11 protein-coding genes are annotated in these 12,501 nt (G+C 53.9%); 6 read left to right on the plus strand and 5 right to left on the minus strand.

The annotated features are described in order from the left end of the window. Window positions 1-43: 43 nt before the first annotated feature. Together YU3_RS0122220 and phnF are read right to left on the minus strand one after the other, a co-directional pair. Complete coding sequence (locus tag YU3_RS0122220; RefSeq protein ID WP_051334035.1) at window positions 44-916, minus strand: isocitrate lyase/phosphoenolpyruvate mutase family protein; 873 nt, start codon at window positions 914-916, stop codon at window positions 44-46. A gap of 20 nt (window positions 917-936) precedes the next feature. Then, complete coding sequence (gene phnF / locus YU3_RS0122225; protein WP_027168307.1) at window positions 937-1,671, minus strand: phosphonate metabolism transcriptional regulator PhnF; 735 nt, start codon at window positions 1,669-1,671, stop codon at window positions 937-939. 104 nt (window positions 1,672-1,775) lie between these two features. Between phnF and YU3_RS0122230 the strand changes: the two genes are divergently transcribed. From YU3_RS0122230 to YU3_RS40725, 6 genes are all read left to right on the plus strand, one after another. Beyond that, a complete protein-coding gene (locus tag YU3_RS0122230) occupies window positions 1,776-2,936 on the plus strand; it encodes an ABC transporter ATP-binding protein (RefSeq protein WP_027168308.1) in 1,161 nt (386 codons plus the stop codon). Then, the gene (locus YU3_RS0122235) at window positions 2,936-3,856 is read left to right on the plus strand and encodes a sugar ABC transporter permease (protein ID WP_348631181.1); all 921 of its coding nucleotides are present in this window, start codon (window positions 2,936-2,938) and stop codon (window positions 3,854-3,856) included. Before YU3_RS0122230 ends, YU3_RS0122235 begins: the two co-directional genes overlap by 1 nt. Continuing rightward, the gene (locus YU3_RS0122240) at window positions 3,853-4,689 is read left to right on the plus strand and encodes a carbohydrate ABC transporter permease (RefSeq protein ID WP_027168310.1); all 837 of its coding nucleotides are present in this window, start codon (window positions 3,853-3,855) and stop codon (window positions 4,687-4,689) included. Before YU3_RS0122235 ends, YU3_RS0122240 begins: the two co-directional genes overlap by 4 nt. A 17-nt stretch (window positions 4,690-4,706) precedes the next feature. Next, entirely contained in the window at window positions 4,707-5,969 is a 1,263-nt protein-coding gene (locus tag YU3_RS37155) for an extracellular solute-binding protein (RefSeq protein ID WP_198021696.1), read from the plus strand. A gap of 760 nt (window positions 5,970-6,729) precedes the next feature. Continuing rightward, complete coding sequence (locus YU3_RS39525; RefSeq protein WP_084508216.1) at window positions 6,730-7,869, plus strand: PLP-dependent aminotransferase family protein; 1,140 nt, start codon at window positions 6,730-6,732, stop codon at window positions 7,867-7,869. Window positions 7,870-7,876: 7 nt separating this feature from the next. Further along, window positions 7,877-9,256, plus strand: coding sequence for a metallophosphoesterase (locus tag YU3_RS40725; RefSeq protein WP_156913557.1), 1,380 nt, complete (start codon window positions 7,877-7,879; stop codon window positions 9,254-9,256). On the opposite strand, the gene YU3_RS39530 is transcribed toward YU3_RS40725, so the two are convergent. Genes YU3_RS39530 through YU3_RS0122275 form a run of 3 tightly spaced genes read right to left on the minus strand, consistent with a single transcriptional unit; the run spans window position 9,192 to window position 12,257 of the window. Next, entirely contained in the window at window positions 9,192-10,268 is a 1,077-nt protein-coding gene (locus tag YU3_RS39530; RefSeq protein WP_084508218.1) for an AbrB family transcriptional regulator, read from the minus strand. The two genes, YU3_RS40725 and YU3_RS39530, sit on opposite strands and share 65 nt — an antisense overlap. A 48-nt stretch (window positions 10,269-10,316) precedes the next feature. Beyond that, a complete protein-coding gene (locus tag YU3_RS39535) occupies window positions 10,317-11,438 on the minus strand; it encodes a PLP-dependent aminotransferase family protein (RefSeq protein WP_084508220.1) in 1,122 nt (373 codons plus the stop codon). Window positions 11,439-11,474: 36 nt separating this feature from the next. Further along, the gene (locus YU3_RS0122275; RefSeq protein WP_084508222.1) at window positions 11,475-12,257 is read right to left on the minus strand and encodes a class I SAM-dependent methyltransferase; all 783 of its coding nucleotides are present in this window, start codon (window positions 12,255-12,257) and stop codon (window positions 11,475-11,477) included. Between the last annotated feature and the right edge of the window lie 244 nt (window positions 12,258-12,501).

Here is a 12,501-nt window from a genome sequence, read left to right on the forward strand (position 1 = left end):
TTGAAAGACCCCTCAATGTTTCCGCGAAATCTCAACTCCCGCGCTATCTCAGGAAGCGCTGTTCTGCTTCCTTCGTCTTTTCCATGTCCTGGAGCCGGAAGATATCTTCGACCGGGAGGATGTCTCTGTGAACGTTCTGGACGCCGCCGTCGGCTATGATCCGCCGGAAGATCTCCTTCATCGCGGTCGCGGCAGCCCGGATGCCATAATTTCCGTAGATCATCATGCGGATATTGCCAAGCGCCCTGACGCGCTCCGCGTCGAAATCCGGATAGGTGTTCGGCACGATCACCAGCGGCACCGATCTTTTCCATGCCCGGGAAAAGCTCTCGATTTCGGATGGATCCTTTCTTTTGGAATGAATCAGGATCATATCCGCTCCGGCGTTCACATAGGCGTGAGCCCGGCTCAGGGCCTCTCTTTCGCCAAGCCCAGCAATCAGAGCTTCGGTCCGGGCGATGACGAGGAAATCCGGGTCCTGCCTTGTGGCGACAGCGGCCTCGATCTTGCCTTGGAATTCTTCAACACGCAGCAATTCTTGCCGCCCGCCTGCAACCAGGCTCGTGACCTTCGGAAAAGTCTTGTCTTCGATAACGATAGCGCTGGCGCCGGCCCGCTCGTATTCGGAAACGGAATGGATGACGTTAATTGCATTGCCATACCCCGTATCGATATCAGCTACGATTGGCAGTAAGGAACGACCCGCGATCGCCCGCAGCATGTCGAGATGTTGAGTCATCGATATCAGGCTCATGTCCGCCAGGCCGTAAAGCGCCGAAAGCTCGAAACCAGAAGCCCAGATGCCATCGAACCCGGCTTCCTCGGCAAGGATCGCCGAAAGAGGGCTGTGGGTCGCCATAATGTGCAGAAGCCGGCCGCCCGCCAGCTTGGCTCGCAGGTTGACGCGGCATTGCATCTCATCACCCCCTATCGTGTTTATAAGTCCATCCGAAGTTCAATTCGATCGCTCGCAAAGAAAGTGAAAGCGTGGACGATCGGCACACCGTCTTGGTCTACGTTAGTGATCTCCGTCCTAAGGACGGGCATGCTCGGCGAGATGCCGAGGAAATGCGCTTGGTCAGGAGCAGGTGCGGTCGAGCGAACTCTGATAGTGCGCCTTCTGAACTCTTGCACGCCGACCGATCGAAAGATCGTGGTGAAAGACAAGGATTCTGTCGGGGAATTGCCAAACGACCGAAAGGCATCGGCAATTCCACGCAACCTTTCCAACGGAAAGTAATGGTAGCCATAGGTAAGGGGTACTCCACTTCCTTCGCCAAGGAGCGTCACCCTTGCAAGCGAAGCATCTGGTTCGATCTGCAGGGCCGCGGCGATCTCCGCGGGAGCGGGAAGCTCCGCGACAGCGATCACCGTTCGCAATGGTCTGCGCTTGTTGTCACTGAGGTTTTCCTCGAACCATCGTTGAGGCCCAAGATTGAACTCCATGGAATTTACAACTGCATAGGCGCCACGGCCACGTTCAATTCTAACCAGCCCCTTTGCCTGCAAATCGGTGAGCGCTCGCAAAACCGTGTGGCGATTGACGCCAAAGCGCGCGGCGAGCTCAACACTTGAGGGAAGCCGCGCGTTCGCCGGCAAAACGCCCCGCTCAATCTCATTCGTCAATGTCGCTTCGATCTGCTGCCACAAATGTCCAGTCGTTTCGAGCATTCCAAGTCCCACAAAATCCGGTGGTTGTTCACTGTCACATCCATTTCATATATTAAATGGTAGTAGCAGTCTAGAACGAAAAGCTAGCTACCCACGGATGAACAATGTCTCAGTTGGATATCGAAAACGTTTCGAAGCGATTCGGGGATACGACGATACTGAAGGGAGTCTCGGTCAGTGCCTCGCCTGGAGAGTTTTTAACCCTTTTAGGTCCTTCCGGATGCGGGAAGTCAACGTTACTGCGCATCATCGCCGGCTTGGAAATGCAAGATAGCGGTTGCATCGCGATCGGTGGGCGCATGATCGACGCGCTACGTCCTAAGAGACGCGATGTTGCAATGGTGTTTCAGTCATATGCGCTTTACCCGCACATGACCGTTTCCGAGAACATTGCACTTCCCTTGAGGATGCGCTGGCACACCGTTTGGCAACGAATACCGGTATTTGGGCACTTTTTTCCTGGTTCCAAGGCAGTCACCCGGCAAATTGAAGGTGAGGTTCGCTCCGTTGCACACTCAGTCGGAATCGAAAAGCAGCTGTCACGAAAGCCTGGACAGCTCTCCGGCGGACAACGTCAACGTGTCGCGCTCGCACGCGCCATGGTCCGCCAGCCGACCGTCTTCCTGATGGACGAGCCCCTCTCGAATCTGGATGCAAAACTACGTATGCAGATGCGGACGGAAATAAAGGACATGCATCGCAGACTTGGAGCGACGTTTGTCTATGTGACGCACGATCAGACGGAAGCTATGACCATGGCAGACCGCATTGCCATAATGTTTGACGGCGAAATTCTGCAAATCGCCACCCCCGCTCAAATCTACGACGACCCCTTCGATCGCCGCGTCGCAGAATTTATCGGCTCTCCCAAGATAAACATGCTCGATGGGACAGTTCGAGTTCGCGGCAAAGTCCATGTTGCGGGTACGTCGATTTCTATTGACGCGGGTGATGTTGGCACTCATCTGACGCTCGGTATTCGCCCCGAGGCCTTTCTGTCCGTTAATGACCGCCCCGGCCCGAACACAATCAACGGGCGCGTGAAGTTTACGGAGCATCTTGGCTCGGACCTTTATGTTTACCTGGATGTCGACGGCGCGTCCGATCGGATAGTCGCTCGAATGCCACCGCACCGCGCCACGCGCATTCGTCATGGTGAAGCCCTGCATCTCAAATTCTCCCCAAACGCGGTTTTGGTTTTCGACCAGGCTGGAGCCCGCGTGAGAATTCCGACCGCGATCAGCGCGAACCGCAGGAGTGCATAGTGATCGCGCTGCGGAAAGTGATCCTACGCTTCCAGATTGAACAAGTTCGAAAACCGATTTCCTGGGCCGGTTATCTCCTTTCTCTTCCTGCGGCGTTGTTGTTGCTAGCCCTTTTTCTGTTGCCGGCGGCGAGCGTCGTCTTCATTTCCATGACGAATTGGCAGTTTGGCGCTGACGATCTATCATTTATTGGAGGTCAAAATTTTTTATCGTTGTTTTTTGATCACGATTTTAGAACCTCTCTTTGGAATACATTAAGCTACGTGCTGATCGTTGTTCCTAGTACTTTTTTCATCGGCCTGACAATTGCTATCGCAATCGAGGCCGGCAGCAGCTTGCGCACCTTTTACCGAGCAATTCACTTTCTTCCATTTATGGCAACCTTAGCGGCTATGGCTCTTGCCTGGGAGGCACTTCTCCATCCGACAATCGGGCTGATAAATCAGATATTAACGGCACTCCATCTGCCGACTGAGAACTGGCTGAGGGACGAGCGAACTGTCCTGCCCGTGCTGGCCGCAATTGGGATATGGCAAAATCTCGGTTTTGCTATGATCCTCTTTCTCGCAGGTCTGAAAGCTATCCCCCAGGAGCTCTATGATGCGGCGGAAATCGATGGTGCCGATAGCTGGTTCGATCGGCTGACGACCGTCACGCTGCCGTTGCTTGGGCCGGTTTCAATGTTCATCTTGATTACCGTTGCCGTGCGGGCCTTCGAAGCCTTTGATACAGTTCAGATACTAACACAAGGCGGCCCCGGTCGATCGTCCGACATGCTGCTCTACTCCTTGTATCGCGAGAGTTTTAGGTATCTCAATACCGGATACGGCGCAGCGATAACGGTAGTCTTTCTCGTAATAATCGTCGGACTGACGCTTTTTCAAGCCCGTCTATTTGAGCGGAGGATTCATTATACATGACCTATCGACCCTGTTCCAAACCTGCAGCTGCAGTCCGGCATGTCTTCCTTCTTGTAACAAGCGCGTTTATTTTACTCCCGTTCGTTTGGATGGTAAGTCTATCTATGAAACCAGCAAGCGAGATTTTCCAGAGCTCGTTTTCGCTGTTGCCGACGCATTGGGGCGCGGTTGACAACTATTCAGCTGCGCTGTCCTCCGCACCATTACTGACTTACATGGTGAACGGGGTGATCGTATGTTTCTCCATCGTCGTGCTCCAGATTGTGATTTCGGCGCCAGCGGCGTACGCCCTCGCAAAGCTGGATTTCATGGGGCGCGATTTTCTTTTTGGCCTAGTGCTCATAAGCCTATTGATCCCGCATCAAGTTCTCGCACTGCCATTGTTTATTATTGCTTACAAGGTTGGACTGCTCGATTCCTACTTCGGCCTTATATTACCGTTTATCGTTTCGCCATTCGCCATATTTCTTTTGCGGCAATGTTTCAAATCTGTTCCTGAGGACGTTATTCATGCCGCGCGCTTAGATGGGCTTTCCGACCTGTCCATCATATGGCGAATCTTACTACCGATGGCTTCGCCTGCAGTCGCCGCTCTATCGATATTAACAATCGTCAGTCGCTGGAACGATTTGTTCTGGCCAAGTATCGCAGTAAGTTCAGAGCAACTAATGCCCCCACCGCTCGGAATGATGGCTTTCGCCAATGTAGAGGCGGGCACCGATTATGGGCCGCTTATGGCTGCGGCGGTGATCATTGTATCTCCGCTCATTCTAACGTTTCTAATAGCACAGCGCGCGTTTGTTCGCGGTTTAACCGATGGCGCAATCAAATAACCAAAGGAGATATCATTGTGAGATCGATAGCAATTATTGCCGCGCTTACTGCAGCAATTTATGGTTGTTGTTATGGGGAAGCGAGAACGGAAGATGTGTCGCTTCGCATCTCCGCGGCCCCTTCGATTTATCAGGCGACGTATAAGAAAATAACGGAGGAATTTCAGAAACGGCACCCTGACATAAAGGTGGATTTGCTCCCCCCTGTTCGAGAGGATGAGGAGCTGCTGCAGAATACCCTTCGATCTGCCATGACTGGAGAACTTCCTGACGTGCTTTTCATCAGCCCGAATGTGATGCGACCGCTGATTGGTCGAAAGATTGCTGTCAAACTTGAGACGGTCGGCGCAAACATGCAGGCTCTAACTAATCTCGATTTGATTGCCGGCGCGACGGGCGTTGGAACAGTCGATGATACCCTCTACGGCATCCCATTTGGGGTATCGGTCCCGATCGTAGTCTATAATGCGGATCTTGTGGCAAAGGCTGGAGGAAGCCCAGAGCAATTCCCTACAACATGGCCTGAGACGATTGAACTGATCACGAAAATTAGCGCTCTCGAAGGAAGTTTGGGGGGCTTCATGGAATACGACAATACTGGCAATTGGACTTACAAGGCATTGGTCGCGACGCTGGGTGGACGCATGATGAGCCCGGACGGCAAGCAGATCGAGTTCGATGATGCGCAAGGCCAGGAGGCGTTCAAGATTCTCCAGGCCTTCGGGCAGGCTGGCCAGGCTCGTGCCGACATGACCAGAGACCAGGCCCGCCAGGCATTTGCAGCGGGATCAATGGGCGTATTGATCACCTCGAGTGGTGCCTTGCCCGCTCTCGAAAAGCAGGCCGCGGGCAAATTCTCCCTTCGGGCAGCGCCTCTACCCCTGGGAGGCCCAGAAGGTCGGATTCCCGCAGCGGGGACTGTTCTGATGATCACCGCTCGAAACGAGCAGACGAAGAAGGCGGCATGGGAGTTCATAAAGTTCGCTGTTGGCGCCGACGCCCAGACGATTATGGGCAATAATACCGGGCTTCTGTCCGTCAACAAGACTGCCCTGCAAGATCCAAATCGACTGGGAAATCAACAGGAGGCGCGTCCGAACCAAAGGGCAGCGATTGCTGAGCTATCGCGTCTGACGGAATGGTACGCTTTCCCGGGTGATAATTCCGTCAAGATAACTGACATCATCAAGAGGTATCTGCAGGCGGTTTTAACTTTGAATCGCCAACCGGAAGAGGCTCTCGCTTCCATGAAGAAAGACGTCGGCGCACTGCTGAAGTAAAGATGGCAGATATATTCGACATCTGGCGACGACCGGCCGATCGGCGGACCCGCCCGCTGATTATTGCTCATCGTGGGGCGTCCACCTATGCTCCGGACAATACAGTTGCCGCCTTTTACGCGGCAACTGATGCGGGGGCGGACGCTGTCGAAATGGACATTGTGCTTACGCACGATCGTGTCCCGATATGCAGACACGATAGTACGATCTTGCTCCCGGGTGGGGGCCGGCGGGCAATTGGGAGACTTGATTACACGACCGCAAAGGAGTTTATTCCGACGGCTCCAACACTGTCTGAGGCTTGTAAGGCGGGGCTGCCTATTCTCCTTGATATCAAGGAGACGAGTTTGGCGGACATACTCACAGTCCTATCCGTGCCAGACATCGCGAATGCGTCTGGTCGCTTTATTGTCGGTGTTCATTCGGTTTCGTCATTCGAGGTCATCCGGCAATCTCATCCACACATTCTCCAGGTTGCCATGATAAATGATGATGCAGCTCTTGGGAGCTTTACCGATCAAATGCCGGGTCATTGGATTCGGCTTCACGAGCGAGACGTCAATCCTAGCAAGATATCTGGGTTTCAGCGTGCAGGTATGCAAGTAATGGTAACCTGCGGAGGCTGCGAACGGCAGATTGGAGATGCTGGGCCACATCACATTCGTGAGCTCGCGTTAGCAAACGCCGACGCTCTTATTGTAAATGATCCTGCCCTTGCGATCGAAGTCTTGGCGAGAGCACGCGGTGGCGAGGTAGGCTAATGGTACAAATATCGGACAATTCAGACTTTCCTCGCCCGCGCTTGCCGGGCCCGCAGCAAATTATCGACTTTTCGCGATCGATTCCACCTTTGCCAGAGATTTTTGCGCGGTCACTGCAGGCAACACTTACAGAGCTTTCCCTCATAGACTCGATCGGTTTAACGTCGAGAAACAGTATTGCCGGCGGGTCGCTGACTGACCGTGCCGCTGCCAGGATATGGCTTCAATCGAGACTGCCAGAGCCTATTACACCGGAGCGGCTACTCGTCACCAATGGGACGCAGAGCGCGCTTCTTCTCCTCTTCGAAGCGATTATTGGCCAGGGAGGTTTGCTGGCCGCCGAGGCGCTTTCTTATGGTGTCCTCGCGCAACTTGCAAAGCGCGCTCATATTCGAATTGCTGGTCTTGAACTCGACCGGGACGGCATCGAGCCATCGTTTTTCGAATACACCTGCAAGACGCGGCGGCCAAAGGCTTTATACTGTAATCCGACAGTCCACAACCCAACCGCGACCGTGATGTCGAAAGCACGACGAAAGATCATTGTAGAGATTGCTCGCCGGTATTCGGTGACGATCCTGGAAGACGAACCACTTGGCTGCCTTCATCCGGACGCTCCTGAGCCACTTGCGAGGATCGCCCCGGACATCACGTGGTATGTCGCAGGTCTGACGAAGGGCTTGGCTCACGGGTTACGAATAGCCTACGTAGTGGGGCCGAGCGAACGTGACATGGAGGTTGTGGTTGGAGAGGCAAGGCGCTTGTCTCATTGGTTCCCGTCCCCGATCGCAACTACGATCGTCAATAGCTGGATCACATCAGGTGTGGCTGAACAGATTCGTCAGGATATATCCCGTGAAGCTGTCTGGCGGCAGCAGCTGGCAGAGGCCGTCCTTTCTGGTCACGACATGTCCATCCAACATGGTGGGCTGCATGCGTGGTTGCTGTTGCCCCAACGTTTCGATCAGAACGAATTTGCCAGAAAACTGGCGGGCAACAACGTCCTTGTTCGCTCTTCCGACGCCTTTGCCGTCGACCCGTTGGCGAATTGTACGAACGCCATCCGAGTCTCGCTGAGTAGCCCCACAAGCCGTGACGAAGTTGAACATGGACTTCACCTAATTGCTAGCAGCTTATAGGCAGGTAATGGTTGCGCTGCGGATTGTTACAACACATGATTTTTTTGGATGTTTTGCGCCACTTAAAACTACTACCGGTTCGCGTGGCGGCGGATATCAGCTTCGAGCGACGGTAGACTCGATGCGCAAACAGGTCCCCACTGTTTGGATCGATACCGGCGACCTGGTGCAAGGGGGACCATTATCTCTTCCAACATTCGGCCGAGGCGGGGTTGCAGCAGCATCTGAACTCGGCGTCGACGTGTCTGTGATTGGAAATCACGAATTGGACTTCGGTGTTCCATTTTTCCGCGAGAGCCTTCACACACTAAATTTTCCGGTTCTTGGTGCAAACGCCGGCATTGGCCTGCCCCCGACGACCATTATTCAGACCTCCGGAGGAGATGTGGGCGTGATTGGTCTCACGCACCATGACTTGGCGTCGATGCGCTCATGGAGCATCACCCCTGATCGCCATATGCCATGTCAAGGCGAGATCGAGAACGCCGTAGATGTCGTCGCATTGGCTCGCGGGCTTCGAAGTCAAGGCGCCAGGATTGTCGTAGCGGCGGTTCATGACGGGATCGATTGGAAATTCGATCAAGATCGGCAATTTGCAGTCGAGCTCGACCGTTTGGTTCAAAGATGTCAGCCCTGGGCAAAGGCGGTTGACGTCATTCTAGCGGGGCACACGCTTGGGAGATTTAGAGGTGAGATCGATGGCACTCCAATCGTTCAGCCATGGCCAATGGGATGTGAAGTTGGTGTCGTGGATATCGATCATGACAACTCGATCCACACGTATTTTCGTGAAATTGGTGAAGCGACCGCGCCATCTCAGCGCTGGGATGGGCATGGAGCCGAAATAATAGACATCGCCGAGAATAGCTATTTAGGTCTTCTTCCGACCGCGTTGTCTTCTCAGGCTAACGTCGGATCGTCTCTTTCACTCTTCTTGGCCCAAGCCGTTTCATCAGTATCCGATTCTGATCTATCAGCGGCATATTCCACCTACAGCCAGCCAGTTTCAGATGGTGCATTTGCCTTTCTCGGAAAAGGTAGGGTGACGAGTTTAGATATACTTCAGTTGGTTCCGTATAGCGATCACAGTATCGTTTCTACGGATATTGGGCTGGACGAATGCCAGCGCGTTAACGCACTGCTTGGACCCAGGCCGCAGACTCGGTCCACAATATGGTCCTTTTGTCGGAAGAGAATTAGAGACGGTGATCTTGTCTCTCTCTCGACAGTGGGAGGGGCGGCGACAGACGTCTTATCGACGATCGTGGGGCGTGAGCTTTATTGGCGGCGGGCCGGAGCCAACCTATGTGATGGCGTCAGTTCTATTCTACGTCGATGCGAGTCGTCCGTTCGTGAATCCGGCCTGCGATGGGCAGGAAGACACTGAGCAAAACAAACCTTGCGATCTGATGCGCCGCGACAAAAAGCGAGTCCGCGCCTAACAAGATGGACGCCGCGATCAAGGCATCCAACCCGCCCGGCGCATAGGCTATCAAGACCTGCTGCAAAGGAAGTCCGGAGATCTGTGTTACGACTAAACCACCAGAAAATCCGACGGAGACAGCTACCAGCATTGATGCGATTGACGGAAGTACGAGCCGCTTAATTCCATTGGGTTGAACACCGGAAAAGCGCGAGCCTACGCTTGCCGATATAACTACACATGCTGGCGTTATCATTATGTTTGGGGAAGCACTCACAAAGAACCCGCTCCAAAGAAGTATGGCGCTTCCTGCAATTCCACCGATCAGCATTCCCGCAGGGATTCCTACCTTTTCCGCAGTAAACCCCACGCAATAGCAGCCGGCGAGAAGAACCGTGGTGAGCCACAGTGACCCAATCGGGGGAAATGCTTGCGACAAGCTCGATTCGCCTAAAGTTACCGGCAAAAGGATCATGGTGGCAATGACCCGTGTGAGTTGAACCATGGAGACCTTTACGAGATCCGCGTCTGTTTGAGATGCCATCGAAAGCGCGAGACCAACGGCCCCTGGTGGGGATGCCCAAAATGCCGACGCAGCATCCCAACGGAACACACAGCGCAGAAGACAATACGAACCTGCAAACATCCCAACCACGGTCACACTCATGGCAAACAGGCTAGCTGGCCAGGACAACGCGTTAGCAAGGCTTTCGCCGGTAATCCTAGATCCCACGGAGACGCCAAGGACCATCATGGAAGCACCATTAAGCCAATTCGGTGGACTTGCCACCGGCGAAACTAGCGCAGCGGCCGCCGCGAAGAAAATTCCTCCAGTCAGCCACGGCGCGGGAAGGCCGACCCAGCTAAACGCTAGCCCACCGAAGACTGCTACAAGGATTCCCTCCGCAATTCGACATCCATCGCGCCAGGTCGTGAGGAGTCTCCTTAGGCGCCATCGTCCTGATTGAATTGTCATTGGAATTCCTTGCGATATGGGGTTTGACGGGCAGCGATTAGGGTAGAACTAGGGGCGGAGCAGCCTCTTCAGTCGCAGCAAACCCGTTTCAAGGAGGTCGTCCGTGTCGGGGGTCGTGAGCGCAATTCGCACACCCGGCATATGAAATGACCTGTCCCTGTCCTTGCCCTTTACGACAAACATGTCAGCCGGCCGAATTGATACGCCTTCCCTGTTCGCGGCTTCGACGAAATCAATACTCTCCCTTGGCAGCGTTAGTGGTACCCAAATATGCAGACCTCCCCTTTGGGCGGCAAACGGTACTCCGTCGAAGGCCTTTCGTGCGATTTTCTGACGATGGTGCGCTTGCTCGGCTATTGCTGCGGCGGTGCGTGCAACCGCCCCATCGTTCACTAAGGCCGTTGCGATTTCAGCTGACATCGCCGAGGGAAACCAAAAAGAATGATTGGCCACTGATGCCACGAGGGCTTCAGCGTCCCCACGGGTTGGTGTAACCATGTACGCAATCTTCAGACCAAGCGAGACGCACTTAGACAGGCTCTGGATATACCAAACGATGTCGGGTCCAATCGTCGCCAGAGGACGAGGTATATTCCCATGCATTGACCCGAGGACATCGTCCTCGAATATCATCAGATTGTACTGACGCGCCAATTCCACAACAGCCTTTCGCCGCTCGCCGCCCATCGTGGCAGTCGTCGGATTATGAACAGTCGGGTTGCAGAACAGAGCCTTCGGTCGGTGCCGCCTGCACGCGGTTTCCAACGCCTCTGGTAGAATTCCCTCGGTGTCGATGGCAACTGGTTCAACATGAACGCCGAAGCGCTTTGCAAGCGGACACAAAACTGGGTAAGTAAGGGCTTCCGCAAGCAACACTTCGCCGGCGGTCAATATCTCGTAAAAGAGAAGGCCGAGAAGGCTCTGCGTGCCGTTGGCGATAATTATCCTTCCGGCCTCGGGTTCATGACCAATTCGTCGTCCAAGCCATTTCGCGGCGGCCGCCCTGTCTGCTTCTGTCCCTCCGACACGGTTCCGCCTCAGCGAGCTTGAGATGCAGCCAGACAATGCCAGTTTTGTGATAGTACTTGCCAGCGCCTCCTCGAGTTCAGGAGGCGTTGGCGGTATGGCTCGTGAAAGATCGATTGGAGGATAGGAATCTGACGGATTCATGCGTAATCTGTCCGAAACATGGCCGTTTCCTCGTTGTTACGCTAAGAAGAACGTCCAGGCCCGTGTAAGCCAAATTGTCTCGATTTCCATTTGATCAGGGATCATACGCGCTGTATGGCTTATGATATGGTCCCACATCTCAGCTGAAACTTGGCTCGGAACATCATGTCCAGCCTTCCAAGTTGCGAGAAATCGGTCGGAGGAAAGAATCTGTTTGTGACTAGCCTCTGTGTAGATGAACTCGTTGAAATTCCCGCCTGTATTCATGCTTTCCATAATTTCGGTGACCGAAAGACCTGTACGTTTCAGATGCCCTACCAAACCATTGACCATCTGCTCAATGGATCGTTGCAAGGGGTCTCTCCTGAAGTGCCTGAGATTCCAAATGATTGTAAGGAACCCGCCAGCAACGAGAATTCGCTTTGCCTCTTTGAACATTGTTTGAGGATCAACGAATTGATAGGCGTTTCCCAATAGTACCCAGTTGACAGACGCCGATGGCAGGCCCGATTCTTCTGCTGTACCCACGCGCCATTCGAAACGTTTGTCACAACTGGACAGATCGCGTGCCACGGCTCGCATTTCCTTGTTAGGCTCGATCGCGAAGCCGGTGATATCTTCCTCCTTGAAAGATCGTAAGAGGTTCCCGGTACCGGCTCCGAGTTCCGCGAGCACAACCGTCTCAAACCGAGCGCGCACCGTCCTAACGAGAGATGAAAGCACAACATTTGAATACGGTGGCCGTCTACCATATTCTGTCGCATTGGGTGTAAAATCACCCCATTTTACTGCCGGATTAACTACTATTTTGCTCATCATTACTCTCCGTCTCTTAGCATCTTTCAAGCACAATCGCGCGGTGATTTGTCACAATCATCCGATAATTTGTGAGAACACGGCAGACGCAGCTGTGCTGAAAATTGAAAGTACGGGTCATACGCGGCGCGCATACCGGACGCCGGATTGGATTTGATCTGAAGGACAAAGGGCTAGGCGGAGCGGTCGATCCGGATTTCCACGCGGTCGTGATCCCGGCAGTGGCAGGCAAAACGTCGCAACCGAA

The sequence above is a fragment of the Mesorhizobium sp. WSM3224 genome (assembly GCF_000427725.1).
GTDB lineage: Bacteria > Pseudomonadota > Alphaproteobacteria > Rhizobiales > Rhizobiaceae > Mesorhizobium.

What these genes read in the sequence shown, in the direction of transcription:
- YU3_RS39525 (WP_084508216.1), top strand. Translation starts at nt 6,730, where the DNA reads ATGGTACAAATATCGGACAATTCAGACTTTCCTCGCCCGCGCTTGCCG.
- YU3_RS40725 (WP_156913557.1), top strand. Translation starts at nt 7,877, where the DNA reads ATGGTTGCGCTGCGGATTGTTACAACACATGATTTTTTTGGATGTTTT.
- YU3_RS0122230 (WP_027168308.1), top strand. Translation starts at nt 1,776, where the DNA reads ATGTCTCAGTTGGATATCGAAAACGTTTCGAAGCGATTCGGGGATACG.
- YU3_RS0122275 (WP_084508222.1), bottom strand. Translation starts at nt 12,257, where the DNA reads ATGATGAGCAAAATAGTAGTTAATCCGGCAGTAAAATGGGGTGATTTT.
- YU3_RS0122240 (WP_027168310.1), top strand. Translation starts at nt 3,853, where the DNA reads ATGACCTATCGACCCTGTTCCAAACCTGCAGCTGCAGTCCGGCATGTC.
- YU3_RS0122220 (WP_051334035.1), bottom strand. Translation starts at nt 916, where the DNA reads ATGCAATGCCGCGTCAACCTGCGAGCCAAGCTGGCGGGCGGCCGGCTT.
- YU3_RS39530 (WP_084508218.1), bottom strand. Translation starts at nt 10,268, where the DNA reads ATGACAATTCAATCAGGACGATGGCGCCTAAGGAGACTCCTCACGACC.
- phnF (WP_027168307.1), bottom strand. Translation starts at nt 1,671, where the DNA reads ATGCTCGAAACGACTGGACATTTGTGGCAGCAGATCGAAGCGACATTG.
- YU3_RS39535 (WP_084508220.1), bottom strand. Translation starts at nt 11,438, where the DNA reads ATGAATCCGTCAGATTCCTATCCTCCAATCGATCTTTCACGAGCCATA.